At 64.6% G+C, this 14,835-nt stretch carries 15 protein-coding genes and 1 pseudogene; 7 read left to right on the forward strand and 9 right to left on the reverse strand.

Going from position 1 to position 14,835, the window contains the following annotated elements:
• Window positions 1–17 precede the first annotated feature (17 nt).
• Entirely contained in the window at window positions 18–353 is a 336-nt protein-coding gene (locus IT41_RS09630; protein ID WP_036740686.1) for a HesB/IscA family protein, read from the reverse strand.
• A 75-nt stretch (window positions 354–428) separates the two neighbouring features.
• On the opposite strand from IT41_RS09630, the gene IT41_RS09635 reads away from it, so the two are divergent.
• Window positions 429–1,571 carry a deoxyguanosinetriphosphate triphosphohydrolase gene (locus tag IT41_RS09635; RefSeq protein ID WP_036740727.1) on the forward strand — a complete coding sequence of 381 codons (1,143 nt, stop codon included), beginning with the start codon at window positions 429–431 and terminating at the stop codon, window positions 1,569–1,571.
• 134 nt (window positions 1,572–1,705) lie between these two features.
• Window positions 1,706–2,128: an OsmC family protein gene (locus IT41_RS09640; protein ID WP_036740688.1), complete on the forward strand. Its 423-nt coding sequence runs from the start codon at window positions 1,706–1,708 to the stop codon at window positions 2,126–2,128.
• A 133-nt stretch (window positions 2,129–2,261) separates the two neighbouring features.
• Here IT41_RS09640 and IT41_RS20685 read toward each other — a convergent pair whose 3' ends face one another.
• The 3 genes from IT41_RS20685 to IT41_RS09650 form a co-directional block, all read right to left on the reverse strand.
• Window positions 2,262–2,726, reverse strand: a complete 465-nt coding sequence (locus IT41_RS20685) for a hypothetical protein (protein WP_139221637.1) — start codon at window positions 2,724–2,726, stop codon at window positions 2,262–2,264.
• A 121-nt stretch (window positions 2,727–2,847) separates the two neighbouring features.
• Complete coding sequence (locus IT41_RS09645) at window positions 2,848–4,443, reverse strand: peptide chain release factor 3 (protein ID WP_036740690.1); 1,596 nt, start codon at window positions 4,441–4,443, stop codon at window positions 2,848–2,850.
• A 32-nt stretch (window positions 4,444–4,475) separates the two neighbouring features.
• A complete protein-coding gene (locus IT41_RS09650; RefSeq protein WP_036740692.1) occupies window positions 4,476–5,225 on the reverse strand; it encodes an NAD kinase in 750 nt (249 codons plus the stop codon).
• A gap of 143 nt (window positions 5,226–5,368) precedes the next feature.
• Here IT41_RS09650 and glyA point away from each other — a divergent pair, with 143 nt between their 5' ends.
• Both glyA and IT41_RS09660 read left to right on the forward strand, forming a co-directional pair.
• Window positions 5,369–6,652: a serine hydroxymethyltransferase gene (gene glyA, locus IT41_RS09655; protein ID WP_036740694.1), complete on the forward strand. Its 1,284-nt coding sequence runs from the start codon at window positions 5,369–5,371 to the stop codon at window positions 6,650–6,652.
• The gene (locus tag IT41_RS09660) at window positions 6,619–7,587 is read left to right on the forward strand and encodes a DUF817 domain-containing protein (RefSeq protein WP_414811549.1); all 969 of its coding nucleotides are present in this window, start codon (window positions 6,619–6,621) and stop codon (window positions 7,585–7,587) included. The genes glyA and IT41_RS09660 overlap by 34 nt, the downstream gene beginning before the upstream one ends.
• On the opposite strand, the gene IT41_RS19905 is transcribed toward IT41_RS09660, so the two are convergent.
• Window positions 7,486–7,869 (reverse strand): hypothetical protein, encoded by a 384-nt coding sequence (locus IT41_RS19905; RefSeq protein WP_074948060.1) that lies wholly within the window; start codon window positions 7,867–7,869, stop codon window positions 7,486–7,488. The genes IT41_RS09660 and IT41_RS19905 overlap by 102 nt on opposite strands.
• Window positions 7,870–7,936: 67 nt before the next feature.
• Here IT41_RS19905 and IT41_RS09670 point away from each other — a divergent pair, with 67 nt between their 5' ends.
• Window positions 7,937–8,707: an alpha/beta fold hydrolase gene (locus IT41_RS09670; protein WP_139221636.1), complete on the forward strand. Its 771-nt coding sequence runs from the start codon at window positions 7,937–7,939 to the stop codon at window positions 8,705–8,707.
• 34 nt (window positions 8,708–8,741) lie between these two features.
• Here the strand turns inward: IT41_RS09670 and IT41_RS09675 are convergent, their stop codons facing one another.
• Complete coding sequence (locus tag IT41_RS09675; RefSeq protein ID WP_036740698.1) at window positions 8,742–9,056, reverse strand: putative periplasmic lipoprotein; 315 nt, start codon at window positions 9,054–9,056, stop codon at window positions 8,742–8,744.
• A 110-nt stretch (window positions 9,057–9,166) separates the two neighbouring features.
• Here IT41_RS09675 and IT41_RS09680 point away from each other — a divergent pair, with 110 nt between their 5' ends.
• Window positions 9,167–9,310, forward strand: coding sequence for an entericidin A/B family lipoprotein (locus tag IT41_RS09680; RefSeq protein ID WP_036740700.1), 144 nt, complete (start codon window positions 9,167–9,169; stop codon window positions 9,308–9,310).
• A gap of 93 nt (window positions 9,311–9,403) precedes the next feature.
• Here IT41_RS09680 and ptsP read toward each other — a convergent pair whose 3' ends face one another.
• Both ptsP and IT41_RS09690 read right to left on the reverse strand, forming a co-directional pair.
• Entirely contained in the window at window positions 9,404–11,656 is a 2,253-nt protein-coding gene (ptsP, locus tag IT41_RS09685; RefSeq protein ID WP_036740702.1) for a phosphoenolpyruvate--protein phosphotransferase, read from the reverse strand.
• Window positions 11,657–11,690: 34 nt separating this feature from the next.
• Window positions 11,691–12,947, reverse strand: coding sequence for an aspartate kinase (locus IT41_RS09690; RefSeq protein WP_036740704.1), 1,257 nt, complete (start codon window positions 12,945–12,947; stop codon window positions 11,691–11,693).
• Window positions 12,948–13,279: 332 nt separating this feature from the next.
• On the opposite strand from IT41_RS09690, the gene IT41_RS09695 reads away from it, so the two are divergent.
• Window positions 13,280–14,641 (forward strand): uracil-xanthine permease family protein, encoded by a 1,362-nt coding sequence (locus tag IT41_RS09695; protein WP_197055986.1) that lies wholly within the window; start codon window positions 13,280–13,282, stop codon window positions 14,639–14,641.
• 78 nt (window positions 14,642–14,719) lie between these two features.
• On the opposite strand, the pseudogene IT41_RS20690 reads toward IT41_RS09695, so the two are convergent.
• A pseudogene (locus IT41_RS20690) lies at window positions 14,720–14,835 on the reverse strand (S-(hydroxymethyl)glutathione dehydrogenase); the annotation flags it as partial.

Genomic DNA, 14,835 nt, shown 5'->3' on the forward strand with positions numbered 1-14,835 from the left:
CGGCCGGCATGACCAGATCAGATCGAAAACGACGTGCCGCAGCCGCAGGAGGAGGAGGCGTTCGGGTTCTCGATGGTGAAACGCGCGCCGATCAGTTCATCGGCGAAGTCGATCACCGCGCCCGCCAGAAACGGCAGTGAAACGGGATCGACGACGACGCTTTGCCCGGCGCCTTGCAGGATCAGGTCGTCCTCGGCCGGGTCGTCCAAGCGGATGTCGTATTGAAAGCCCGAGCAGCCGCCTCCGGCCACCGCCACGCGCAAGGGCCGCGCGGGGCCGCCGTCGTTGATCTCGGCCAGGCGCGCAAAGGCGCGTTCGGTGACCCTGGGGGGCAGGTTCAGTTCCACGTTCATGGGGCGTTCCGGTTTCCGTTCCTGACAACGGAATATAGGGTCCGGCGCAAACACCCGCAAGGAATGCCGGACGAAATGACCGCCCCCTATGCCTGCCAGCCCGAAGACAGCCGCGGCCGCCACTGGCCCGAGCGCATGTCGACATTCCGCAGCCCCTGGCAGCGCGACCGCGACCGGATCATCCATTCCAGCGCCTTTCGCCGCCTGAAGCACAAGACCCAGGTCTTTGTCGAGCATGAGGGGGATTATTACCGCACCCGGCTGACCCATACGATCGAAGTGGCGCAGGTCGCGCGCACCATCGCGGGCGTGCTGGGGCTGAATGCCGATCTGGCCGAGACGGTGGCGCTGGCCCATGACCTGGGACACCCCCCCTTTGGCCATACCGGCGAGGATGCGCTGGCCGCGCTGATGGCCCCCTATGGCGGGTTCGATCACAATGCCCAGGCGCTGCGCATCGTCACCCGGCTGGAACGGCATTACGCCGATTTCGACGGGCTGAACCTGACCTGGGAAAGCCTTGAGGGGATCGCCAAGCACAACGGTCCGGTGACCGGCCCCCTGCCCTATGCGCTGGCCGAGGTGAACGCGGAATGGGACCTTGAGCTTGCCACCAATGCCAGCGCCGAGGCGCAGGTCGCCGCCGTCGCCGATGACGTGGCCTATAACCATCACGACCTGCATGACGGTTTGCGCGCCGGGCTCTTCACCGAAAAGGATCTGGCCGAACTGCCCGTCGTCGGCGAGGCCTTTGCCGAGGTCGACCGCCTGCATCCGGGCCTTGAGCCGATGCGCCGCCGTCACGAGGCGCTGCGCCGCGTCTTTGGCGTCATGGTCGAGGATGTGATCGCCGTTGCCCGGAACCGGCTGGCCGGCCTGCAGCCGCAATCCGCGCAGGAAATTCGCGACATGGAGGGGCCGATCATCCGCTTTTCCAAGCCGCTTTACCAGAACCTCAAGGCGATCAAGCTGTTCCTCTTCCAGCGCATGTATCGCGCGCCCTCGGTCGTGACCGAACGTCGGCGCGTGACCGAGATGCTGAACGGGCTGTTCCCGCTGTTCATGAACGACCCGGCGAAAATGCCCGAGCATTGGCAAAGGGCGGCGCAGGCGGCCGGGGATGAGACGGGGCGCGCGCGCGTCGTTCTGGATTATGTGGCCGGCATGACCGACCGCTTCGCCATTCAGGAAGCCGAGCGGCTGTTGGACCGGGGCTGAAGCGGGGGCTTTCCGCCCCCGCACCCCCGAGGATATTTGTCTGAAGAAGAAAGCCGTGGCCATGGCGTCGCGTGAAACCGGGCGGGCCGTCGCGCGTTGGGAATACGAACCCCATACAGGACAGGAGACTGGCAATGATCGTCAATCACGGCTCGGCCAAATGGGAAGGCGACCTGAAGACCGGCAAGGGGCTGGTCTCGACCAAATCCGGCGTGCTGTCGGACCAGCCCTATGGTTTCAACACCCGTTTCGAGGGCGCGAGTGGCACCAACCCCGAAGAACTGATCGGCGCCGCCCATGCCGCCTGTTTCAGCATGGCGCTGTCGATGATCCTGGCTGGCGAAGGCGTGACGGATGTGAAGATCGAGACCACCTCGAAGATCGGTCTGGACAAGGAAGGTGACGGTTTCGCGATCAAGACCGCGCATCTCGAGACGCGTGTTTCCGGCAATGGCGAGCGCGCGGTGATCGAGGAAGCGGCGCGCAAGGCCGAAAAGGGCTGCCCGGTCAGCAAGGTGCTGAATGCCGAGATCACGATGGATGTGACGGTGGTTTAGGTGCGAGGCGCCATGCGGCGCGGTAATTGGCCGCGCTGCATGGGGTGAGGCTGGTGCGCTTTGCGGGACGAAATCACCATTCGCTGCGCTTGCGCCAACGCTTTTCTATATGGCGGCAAGTGAAGTGATACTATTATTGCTTATCTTTATGGATGGCTCTGGGAGGAAAGCGCCAGACAAGAATCAATCCAACAATCAAAACGAAGGCATGTGGAAACGCAGAGTTGATTGCGAATCCTAGCCAATCAAGTAAACCAAACTCATTGTGTGCGTCTTGCCAACTAGAAATTGATCCAAGTGCGTAGCCTTCAAGGTTTTTGCAATTCCCAAAACCCTCCAGAGTGCGTAGACGATCAAGATACGCCGATTGGTAAGACTTCCAGATGGTATCGAGAACCCAGAAGGGAATGGCGGCCAACGCCGCGACCCACAGGATAACCCTTCCGGACGCTCCCAGTTTTTCGGAATAAACAGCAATAATTGCCGCGAGCGCTACACTAACGGACCAGCTCTTGAGCGTAATAAAATGGCCATTAAAGTCTTCGTATGCGCCGTATATGAGATTATACTCATTCCAATACAGCTGACACATGTCCATTGCCGATGCCCTCAGTTCCCAACGGGCCGTTAGCTAACTCCGCATTCACAATAGTGAATGTTAGAGGGGTTCAAAACATCGGTCAAGTTGGCTCAAAATTTCTACGATGCCCCTCACATCCTCACACCATCATTTCCTTGGTCGCCGTCAGCTTCAGCTCCGGCTGATCGCGTTCCACGCGGTCGATATCCCATTGCAGGCGCGTGAGATAAACCAGATCGCCGTCATGGTCCTGCGCCATATGCTGCTTGTTCAGGTTCGCGAAGGCTTCGACCTTGTCGCGGGGGCCGGAGAGCCAGCGCGCGCTGGTGAATTGCGAGGATTCAAAACGCACGGGCAACCCGTATTCCAGCTCGATCCGGCTGGCCAGAACCTCGAATTGCAGCGCGCCCACGACGCCCACGATAAAGCCCGAGCCGATCATCGGCTTGAAGACCTTGGCCGCGCCTTCCTCGGCGAATTGCATCAGCGCCTTTTCCAGATGCTTGGCCTTCATCGGATCGCCCGCGCGCACGGTCTGCAGCAGTTCGGGCGCGAAGCTGGGGATGCCGGTGAAGCGCAGCCCCTCGCCCTCGGTCAGCGCGTCGCCGATGCGCAACTGGCCGTGGTTGGGGATGCCGATGATATCGCCGGCCCAGGCTTCCTCGGCCAGTTCGCGGTCGGCGGCCAGGAACAGCACCGGGTTCGACACCGCCATCGGTTTTTTCGAGCGCACATGGGTCAGCTTCATGCCGCGTTCGAAATGGCCCGAGGCCAGCCGCACGAAGGCCACGCGGTCGCGATGCTTGGGGTCCATATTCGCCTGCACCTTGAAGACAAAGCCGGTGACGGGCTTTTCCTCGGGGGCGATCTGGCGTTCGGCGGCGTTCTGGGGCTGCGGCTGGGGGCCGAATTCACCGATCCCGGTCATCAGTTCCTTGACGCCGAAACTGTTGATGGCAGAGCCGAACCAGATCGGGGTCAGATGCCCTTCCAGAAAGGACTGGCGGTCGAAGGCGGGCAGCAATTCGCGCGCCATTTCCAGTTCCTCACGCAGCTTTTCAAGCTGCCCGGCGGGAACGTGATCGGCCAGTTTCGGATCGTCGAGGCCGCTGATCTGGATCGACTCGGCCACCTTGTTGCGATCGGCGCGATCCATGATTTCCAGCCGGTCATTGAGCAGGTCATAGGCGCCGATGAAGTCGCGGCCCATGCCGATGGGCCAGCTGACCGGCGCCACGTCGATGGCCAGGTTTTCCTGAATCTCGTCGATGATCTCGAACGTGTCGCGGGATTCGCGGTCCATCTTGTTGCAGAAGGTCAGGATCGGCAGATCGCGCAGCCGGCAGACCTCGAACAGCTTGCGGGTCTGGGATTCCACGCCCTTCGCGCCGTCGATGACCATGATCGCCGCGTCCACCGCCGTCAGCGTGCGATAGGTATCCTCGGAAAAATCGCTGTGGCCGGGCGTGTCTACGAGGTTGAATCGATACTGCCCGAATTCGAAGGACATGGCCGAGGCCGAGACCGAGATGCCGCGGTCCTGCTCCATCTTCATGAAGTCCGAGCGCGTGCGCCGCGCCTCGCCCTTGGCGCGGACCTGTCCGGCCATCTGGATGGCGCCGCCGAAAAGCAGGAACTTCTCGGTCAGGGTGGTCTTGCCGGCATCGGGATGCGAAATGATCGCAAAGGTCCGGCGGCGGGCGATTTCGGGCGGAAGCTCGGGACGATTACTCATGCCCGGCCCTTTAGCGTGCCCCGCAGCCGGCCTCAAACGAATTGTTCGCGCGTCACCCGCTCTTCGAGCCCGTGGCCCGGATCGAAAAGCAGCCTGTGACGGATGGAATTTTCCGACCTGATCTCGACCCAGAGGACGGAATCGACGCCGCGGGAATCGGCATCCGCCATGACCGGGCGCTTGTCGGGGTCCAGCACGTCGAACCGCACGGTCGCGTCCTTGGGCAGGATCGCGCCGCGCCAGCGCCGGGGCCGGAACGCGGCGATCGCGGTCAGCGCCAGAACGTCCGAGCCCAGGGGCAGGATCGGGCCATTCGCGGAATAATTATAGGCGGTCGAGCCGGCCGGCGTGCAAAGCAGCGCGCCGTCGCAGACCAGTTCCTCCATCCGCACGCGGCCGTTGATCGAAATGCGCAGCCATGCCGCCTGCGGACCCGCGCGCAGCAGGCTGACCTCGTTGATCGCCAGCGCGCAATGCTCGTGCCCGTCGGTGGTGCCGGCGGTCATCGCCAGCGGATTGAGCACCGCCTCTTCGGCCTCGGCGATGCGCTGCGGCAGGTCCTCCTCGGAATAGGTGTTCATCAGGAACCCCACCGTGCCGCGATTCATGCCATAAACCGGCAGGCCGCGATTCTGATGCATGACCGACAGCATCAGCCCGTCGCCGCCCAGGGCCACGATCACCTCTGCCTCGGCCATGGGCACATGGCCATGGCGCGCGGAGAGCGCTTCGGCAGCCGTGACCGCGCTTTCGGTGCTGGAGGCGATGAAATGCATTTTCATGCCGCCATCATGGCGCCGGCGCCGCCGGGCGCAAGCCCCGATGATCGCATGGAATATCTACTGCCCCCGCGTCGCATCCATCCTAGCGGACCGCGCGGAAAGCCGCTAGAACCCCGGCAAGCCGCTTTTTGCATGAGGACCAGATGACCGATACCGGATTCTTCACCGAGACGCTGGACAGCCGCGACCCCGACATTTTTGGCGCCATCCGCAAGGAACTGGGCCGCCAGCGCGACGAGATCGAGCTGATCGCCAGCGAGAACATCGTCTCGAAGGCCGTGCTCGAGGCGCAGGGCTCGGTCCTGACCAACAAATATGCCGAAGGCTATCCGGGCAAGCGCTATTACGGCGGCTGCCAATATGTCGATATCGTCGAGAACCTGGCGATCGAGCGAGCCAAGGAACTGTTCGGCTGCGAATTCGCCAACGTCCAGCCGAATTCCGGCAGCCAGATGAACCAGGCGGTTTTCCTGGCGCTGCTGAAACCGGGCGACACCTTCATGGGGCTGGACCTGAATTCCGGCGGCCACCTGACCCATGGCAGCCCGGTGAACATGTCCGGCAAATGGTTCAACGTGGTCAGCTATGGCGTGCGCCAGCAGGACCAGCTTCTGGACATGGAAGAAATCCGCCGCACCGCGCATGAGCACAAGCCCAAGCTGATCGTCGCCGGCGGCACCGCTTACAGCCGCGTCTGGGACTGGGCCGAATTCCGCAAGATCGCGGATGAGGTCGGCGCCTGGCTGATGGTGGACATGGCCCATATCGCCGGTCTGGTGGCGGGCGGCCAGCATCCCTCGCCCCTGCCCCATGCCCATGTCGTGACCACCACCACGCACAAGAGCCTGCGCGGCCCGCGCGGCGGCATGGTGCTGACCAATGACGCCGAAATCGCGAAAAAGATCAATTCGGCCGTGTTCCCCGGCCTGCAGGGCGGCCCCCTGATGCATGTGATCGCCGCCAAGGCTGTGGCCTTCAAGGAGGCGCTGGACCCCAGCTTCAAGGATTATGCCAGGCAGGTCGTCGCCAATGCTCGCGCCATGGCCGATGAACTGATGAAGGGCGGAATCGACATCGTCTCGGGCGGCACTGACAACCACCTGTGCCTGGCCGACCTGCGCCCCAAGGGCGTGACCGGCAAGGCGACCGAGGCCGCACTGGGCCGCGCCCATATCACCTGCAACAAGAACGGCGTGCCGTTCGACCCGGAAAAGCCCTTTGTCACTTCGGGCATCCGTCTGGGCGCGCCGGCCGGCACCACCCGCGGCTTCAGGGAGGACGAGTTCCGCCAGATCGCCCGCTGGATCACCGAGGTCGTGGACGGGCTGGCGAAGAACGGCGAGGACGGTAATGCCGAGGTCGAGGCCAAGGTGAAATCCGAGGTCGCGGCGCTTTGCGCGCGCTTCCCGCTTTACGCCGGGATGTGATCACCCCCGATCCCCGACCGCGCGGGGCGACCCGCGCGCTTGAACGCAGGCTTGGCGACTGGGCACGTGCCCGGTTGCCCGGCTTTGCCGTCGATTTCGCGATGTTCGTGCTGAAACAGGGCTGGGCCTGCCTGTTCGGCGCACTGATGCTGGCGGCGATCCTGCTCAGCCATTGGCTGTGGCAGCCGGGCTGGGCGCTGGCGCGCTATGACGCGCTGTTTCTGTTCGCGATCATCGTGCAGGTGCTGTTCCTGACGCTGCGGCTGGAAAGCTGGGCCGAGGTCCGGGTCATTGCCCTGTTTCACCTCACCGGCACCGCGATGGAGATCTTCAAGGTCGGTGCCGGATCATGGGCCTATCCCGAGCCGGGCTTCTTCAAGCTGATGGGTGTGCCGCTGTTTTCCGGCTTCATGTATGCCAGCGTCGGGTCGTTCATGGCGCGGGTGATCCGCATTTTCGACATGCGCTTTACCCCCTATCCGCCCTTCTGGCTGACGGTCGGACTGGCGGTCGCGATCTACGTCAATTTCTTCGCCCATCATTTCCTGCCCGATATCCGCTGGGGGCTGTTTCTCGCCACGGTGCTGATCTATGGCCGCACGCGGATCTGGTTCCGGCTGAGCCGGTGGTATTTCATGCCGCTGCCGCTGGCCGCCTTTCTGAGCAGCCTGTTCCTGTGGATCGCCGAGAATGTCGGGACGATGACCGGCACCTGGCTTTATGCCGGACAGGCCAGGCTGGACCCCGTGTCATTCGCCAAGATCGGCTCATGGTATCTGCTGCTTTACGTCAGTTTCGTGACCGTGACACTGGCCAGCCGCCGGATCATCGGCTCAGATCAGGCCCCGTTGCAGCATGATCCAGACCGCGGCCGCGCCGATGACCAGCAGTCCGAAGAGCACGCTCGCCACGATATTGATCGCGCTGCCCTGTAGCCGCATCCCCTGGCCCAGGGGCCGCAGATAGCCGGTCAGGGCCTTGTGGGCACGCTCGAACCGGGCGAAATCCACCTGCCGCGCCAGTCTTGGCTGATCGGCCATGCGATCGGCCTGGACCATGATCCGCGCTTCGCGCCGCAGCCGCCGCGGCAACGCGCCGCCGCGCCTGCGCATCATGCTGTCCAGATCGGCCTGCTGCCCGCGCCGCATGCCGCCGAAACGCGCCGCCATCAGGCTTGCCACCTCATCCGCCATCGGCCGGATATTCTCGATCATCATGTCCCGCCCTTTTTTTCCAGATTAGCGCCTCTGGCGCCGCTTCGCCAGTGGCGCTAACCTGCGGCGCATGATGTTGAACACGATCGTCACCGGACCCGATTCCGAACAGCCGCCGGTGATTCTGGCGCATGGCCTGTTCGGCTCGGGCAAGAATCTGGGCGGGCTGGCGCGACGGCTGGCCGAGACCCGCCGCGTCCTCTCGGTCGAGATGCGCAATCATGGCGACAGCTTCCACGACCCGGACCACAGCTACCGGGCGCTGGCGGATGATCTGGCGGAACTGATCGAGGCGAATGGCGGCCAGGCCGATATCCTGGGCCATTCCATGGGCGGCAAGGCCGCGATGATGCTGGCTCTGACCCGGCCCCGGCTGGTGCGCCGCCTGCTGGTCATGGACATTGCCCCCTATGCCTATGGTCATGACCAGACGGCGCTGATCGACGCGATGGAGGCCGTGGACCTGACCGGCCTGCGCCTGCGATCCGAGGCCGACGCCCAGCTTGCGCGCCATATCGGCGAGCCGGGCGTGCGCGCCTTTCTGCTGCAATCGCTGGATCTGAAATCGGATCCAGCGCGCTGGAAATTCAACCTGACCGCCCTGCGCGAGCAGATGTCCGAACTGGTCGGCTGGCCCGATGATGCGCCGCTGGCCACATTCGACGGGCCGATGCTGGTGCTGGCCGGGGCCGAATCCGATTATTGCCGCGAGCCGCAGCTTGAGGCGATCCGCCGTCATTTCCCGCAGGCCAAGGTCCGCTTCCTTGCCGGTGCCGGCCACTGGCTGCATGCCGACCGCCCCGCCGAAGTGGCCGAGGCCGCCGCGGCCTTTCTGGGCTGACGCGCCCGGCCCGCCGCGGGTTTGCCCGCCGCGTTCACATCGGCGGGCCGCATTGCAGGGCGATCCGCGCCTCGCCCGTGTCGCCGGGGATGCGGCTGCGCGCGCTGTTCGGGATTGCCGCGCAGCCGGTGGTGCGTTCCGCCGCCTGCATCATCAGTTCGGGGACCCGCCCACGCTCGCGCCGGCCGAGATAGCCCAGCCGGATCACCTCGGCCGAGGCGCCCTTGTGAAACACGGCGAAATCAATCCCCTCCAGGGTGATGTCATGGCGGGTCGCGTTGAAATACTGCGGCGCCGGCGAGGCGCAGGCAGAGAGCAGAAGAACGGGCAAAAGGACGATCCGACGCATGGCTTCTGGCTAGCACGAACCCGTTAACCAAATGCTAACGCGCAGGGGAACCGGGCCGTCGGCGCGGCGTTTTACCGAAATATGACAACATGCCTCTTCAGGAGTCCGGAATGCGTCTATTCATCAGGCTTTCCCCGATCGTTGCACTGCTGGCGCTGGCCGCCTGCGAAACCGTTCAGGGGGCCGGGCGCGACCTGCAATCGGCCGGCGAATTCGTCGAGCAGGAAAGCTACGACACCCAGCAGGGGATGTAGCGCCGATAGCGGCCCCGGCCGGTCCCGCGCGCGTGACGGGCCGGCCGCCTCCGCAGGCGGGCGCCGCCGCGCTTGCAAAGCGCCGCGCCGGGATCAGCCATGCGACTGCCGCGCCAGCCATTCCGTCACGCTGCGCCGCAGATTCGTCTCGCCGCGCGCCACGGCCTCGTCGATCACCTGGCGCAGGCCGCCCAGATCGACACGCCGGATCAGATGCTTGACCGGCCCGATCGAGGCGGGGCGCATCGACAGCCGGCGAAAACCGAGCGCGGCGAATGTCACCGCCTCGATCGGCCGGCCGGCATCCTCGCCGCAAAAGGACACCGGCACCCGCGCCTGGTTGCAGCGCCGCACGATCTGGTCCAGCAGCAGGATGAATGAGGTATTGAGCGTGTCGTAACGGCGGCGCACGCGCTCATTCTCGCGGTCGGCGGCGAAAAAGAACTGCTTGAGATCGTTGCCACCGACCGAGATGAAATCGCACATCTCGAAGAATTTCTGCGGCGCGAATGCCAGCGAGGGCGTTTCCAGCATCGCGCCGACGCGGATATCCGAGGGCATGGCATGGCCCAGCCGCTGCTCGCGCGCGAGTTGCTCCATCAGCAGGCGATGGGCGTCCTCGAACTCGTCCATCTCGGTGATGAAGGGGAACATGACGAGCAGCGGCCGGCCCACGGCGGCGCGGATCAGGGCCTGCAACTGCATGCGCAGCACGCCGCGCTTGTCCAGCCCGACGCGGATCGCACGCCAGCCCATGGCCGGGTTCGGCTCGTCCTGCGGCTTCATATAGGGCAGCACCTTGTCCGAGCCGATATCCAGCGTGCGGAAGGTCACCGGCTTGCCATGGGCGCTGTCCAGGACATGCGCGTAAAGCGCCGCCAGCTCGCCGCGGCGGGGCACCCGAGTCCGGGTCAGGAATTGCAGCTCGGTGCGGAACAGGCCCACCCCTTCGGCGCCCGAGCCGTCAAGGCTGGGCAGATCGGCCATCAGCCCGGCATTCATGTAAAGCTGGATGGTGGTGCCGGCCTTGTCGGTCGCCGGCAGATCGCGCAGCCCGGCATAGCGTTTCTGCGCCTCGGCCTGCATGGCGATCTTGTCGCGAAACGCCTTGACGACGGTTTCCTCGGGGCGCAGGTGCACGATGCCGGAATCGCCGTCGACCAGGATCGGGTCGCCGTTCAGCGCCTCGACGACGATGCGGTCGGCATGGATGATCAGCGGAATCGCCAGCGCCCGGGCGACGATGGCGGCATGGCTGCCGACCGAGCCCTCTTCCAGAACGACGCCTTTCAGCTTGCGGCCGTAATCCAGCAATTCGGCGGGGCCGATATTGCGCGCCACCAGGATCGGGTCCTCGGGCATCTCGGCCCCGGTATCGCCGCCCTGGCCGGTCAGGATGCGCAGCAGGCGGTTCGACAGATCGTCGAGATCGTGCAGCCGGTCGCGCAGATAGGGGTCGGCGGCGCTTTCCAGCCTGGCGCGGGCCTGGCTTTGTTCCTTTTCCACCGCCGCCTCGGCCGACAGGCCCAGATCGATGGTTTCCTCCATCCGCCGCAACCAGCTGCGGGAACGGGCGAACATGCGATAGGTCTCCATCACCTCGGCCGAGGCGCCCGAGCCCATGTCGCTGGCCGCCAGCATGGAATCGACCTTGGCGCGCAGCTGCGCCACGGCCTCGTTCAGGCGCTTTTTCTCGGCCTTGGGATCCTCGCCCACGGGGTTCGACACGATCACCCGCGCCTCATGCAGCCAGACATGCCCCTCGGCCGCGCCCTCCTGCCCCGTCGCGCCCCGGAACATCAGCGGGAAGCGATGCGCCAGCGGCATGCCGTCCGATTGCGTGCCCAGAAAGGCGCCCAGTTCCGCCATTTCAGCCAGCACCATGGCGACCACTTCCAGGCCGTAGATCTCGTCATCGCTGAACTGGCGGCTCTTGCTGGATTGCACGACCAGCACGCCCAGCCGCTCGCCCACACGCTGGATCGGCACGCCCAGAAAGCTGGGATAGGTCTCTTCGCCGGTTTCGGGCATGAAGCGGAAGCCGGGCTCGGCGGGGGCGTTCGCGGTGTTCACGTAGCGCCCGGTGCGGGCGACGCGGCCGACCAGCCCCTCGCCCATGCGCAGGCGCGTCCGGTGGACCGAGTCGGGCTTCAGCCCTTCGGTGGCGCAAAGCTCCAGCGTGCCGGGGTCGCGGAACAGGTAGATCGAGCAGACCTCGGTGCCCATCGAATCGGCGATGTGATGGGTGATTTCGTCAAGCCGGTGCTGCCCGCTTGCCGGAGCGGCCAATGTCTCGCGAAGCCGCCGCAGCAGCTTGCGTGAATCACTGTCCTTGCGCTCTGGCATGATCCTCCTGCTGCCAGGCCGGGCCCGTTCCGGCTCAGGCTTTTTCCAGCTCGAAGGCATCATGCAGCGCCTGCACGGCCAGTTCCATATATTTGCGGTCGATCAGCACCGAAATCTTGATCTCGCTGGTCGAGATCACCTTGATGTTGATATTTTCATCAGCCAGTGCCTTGAACATGCGCGCCGCGACACCGGCATGGCTGCGCATGCCGATGCCCACGACCGAAACCTTGGCCACCTCGGTATCGACCACCAGTTCCTCATAGTCGATGGTGCCGGCGGCGCGGGCCTCTTCCATCGCCTTCCTGGCGCGGGCGACCTGGTTGACCGGGCAGGAAAAGGTCATGTCGGTGACCGATCCGGGATATTCCTCGTAATCCTTTTCCGAGATGTTCTGGACGATCATGTCCACATTCACCCCGGCATCGGCGAGCGGCGCGAAGATGGCGGCAGAGATGCCCGGCTTGTCCTCGACCGTGACCAGGGTGATCTTGGCCTCTTCGCGGGAATAGGCGACGCCGTTGACGACTTTCGATTCCATGATTTCATCCTCATCGCAGACCAGGGTGCCGGAATTCTCGTCCGTATCCTCGAACGAGGACAGCACCCGCAGGCGGACCTTGTAGCGCATGGCCAGCTCGACCGAGCGGGTCTGAAGCACCTTGGCGCCCAGACTGGCCAGTTCCAGCATTTCCTCGAACGCGATCCGGCTCAGCTTGCGCGCTTTCGAGGTGATGCGCGGATCGGTCGTATAGACCCCGTCCACATCGGTATAGATGTCGCAGCGCTCGGCCCCGAACGCGGCGGCGAATGCCACGGCCGTGGTGTCCGAGCCGCCCCGGCCCAGCGTGGTGATGCGCCCGTCCGGGCCGATGCCCTGGAACCCCGCGACCACCGCGACCTTGAAGCCTTCGGCGAATTTCTGGTCGATATTGGCGCGCGGGATGCTTTCGAACCGCGCCGCCGAATGCTGGTCGGTGGTGTTGATCGGCACCTGCCAGCCCTGCCAGCTGCGCGCCGGCACGCCCATCTCCTGCAGGGTCAGCGCCATCAGCCCGGCGGTCACGTTCTCGCCCGAGGCGACGACGGCGTCATATTCGCGCGCGTCGAACATGGGCGAGGTCGCCTCGACCCAGCCGACCAGTTCATTGGTCCGGCCCGCCATGGCGCTGACGATGACGATGACGTCATAGCCGCGCTCGACCTCGCGCTGAACCTTCAGCGCGGCATTCTTGATACGGTCCAGATCGGCCACCGAAGTGCCGCCGAATTTCATCACCAGAAGCGGCATTCCATGCCTCCAGCATCGCCTATTTCAGAGGCGCCTTCTATGATCCGCAGCAGGAAAGAACAAGAGGCCGCAGGGGGGTCGTCAGGCAGGCGCGAAAGATTTCCGCAAGACCCAGGGCAAGCGGCGGCTCGAACGGGATCCGACGCGGCGCCGAGGGCTGTCCGGGCTGGCCTTGCGGGAAGGCAAGGCATCACCCGCGTTCTCTGGGCAAAGCCGCCGGCGGGCGTGCATTGTGCGCCGGCGCGCAAAAACTCTTTAAGCGTAATTCATATAATCCGACCACCGAGATGGTGCTAGGAACGTGGAATTTGCAACTGAAGGGGGGAGCCGAAGTGTTTTCACACGAACATACCAAGGAACATGCGACCGATGTCAACTACATGCCGCCGCTGTTCGAGGCGATACCGCTTGGTATCCAGCATGTGCTGGCGATGTTCGTCGCCAATGTCACACCGCCGCTGATCATCGCCAGCGCCATCGACGCCCCCGCCGAATTGACGGTCTTTCTGGTTCAGGCGGCGATGTTCGTCGCCGGTGTCGCGACACTGGTGCAGACGCTCGGCCTGGGTCCCATCGGCGCCAAGGTGCCGATCGTGATGGGCACGAGCTTCAGCTTCGTGCCGGTCCTGATCCCGGTGGCGCAGAACAGCGGCCTGGCCGCCGCGATGGGGGCCTGTTTCGCCGGCGGTCTGGCGATGGCTCTGGTCGGCTATTTCATACGCCATGTGCGTTTCCTGTTTCCTCCGGTGGTGACCGGCACCTTCGTGCTGCTGACCGGCATCATCCTGCTGCCCGTCGGTTTCGCCTATGCCGGCGGCGGCTTCGGGGCCGAGGATTTCGGCGATGCGCGGCATCTTTGGCTCGCCTTCCTGGTGTTCGCGGTGACGCTGGGCGTGAACCAGTTCTGCAAGGGCTTCCTGTCCGAGATGGGCATCCTGATCGGCATCGTCGTAGGCTATCTGGTGGCGATCCCGATGGGGCTGGTCAATTTCTCGGGCGTCGCCCAGGCCGACTGGGCCGCCCTGCCCCAACCATTCGCGATCGGTCTGGAATTCGTCCCCGTCGCGATCATCGGCGTGGTGGTGATGTCGCTGGTCACGACCGCGGAATCCATCGGTGACATTGCCGGCACGGTGATCGGCGGCGCGGATCGCGAGCCCACCTCCAGAGAGCTTTCGGGCGGGGTGATGGCCGATGGTCTGGCCAGCAGCTTCGCCGCGATCTTCAACGCCTTTCCGCAGATCAGCTTCAGCCAGAATGTCGGGCTGGTGGCGCTGACCGGGGTCGCCAGCCGCTATGTGGTGGCGATCGGCGGCGGCTTTCTGGTCCTCGCCGGGCTGTTTCCCAAGGTCGGCGCGGTGGTGACGACAATTCCCAACGCCGTGCTGGGCGGCGCCGTCATCATCATGTTCGGCATGATCGCGGCGGCCGGCATCAAGATGCTGTCGCTGGTCGATCTGAACAAGCGCAACATGGTCGTCGGCGGCGTCTCAATCGCGGTCGCGCTTGGCCTGCGCGCACAGCCGGACCTGTATGCGAATGCCTCGGCCGGGCTCAAGGCGATGCTGGATTCGGGACTTATCGCGGGGGCCATCGTCGCGATCGTGCTGAACCTGATCCTGCCGGGTCGCGAAACCGTGTCGCATGACGGCAAGCCAAAGCCGGACGCGGCGCAACCCTCTGGCGCGCAATAGAGGCCGCGCGCCCCGCCCGACGCACAAGGGAGGACGGGCACGAATAAAGGCCCCGCGCGCCGCGCGGGGCCTTTACGATCAGTAAAGGACGACCGAGCGAATAGATTCGCCGGCATGCATCAGGTCGAAACCCTTGTTGATGTCGTCCAGCGGCATGGTGTGGGTGATCATCGGGTCGATCTCGATCTTGCCGT

The sequence above is a fragment of the Paracoccus halophilus genome, assembly GCF_000763905.1.
Taxonomy (GTDB): Bacteria; Pseudomonadota; Alphaproteobacteria; order Rhodobacterales; family Rhodobacteraceae; genus Paracoccus; species Paracoccus halophilus.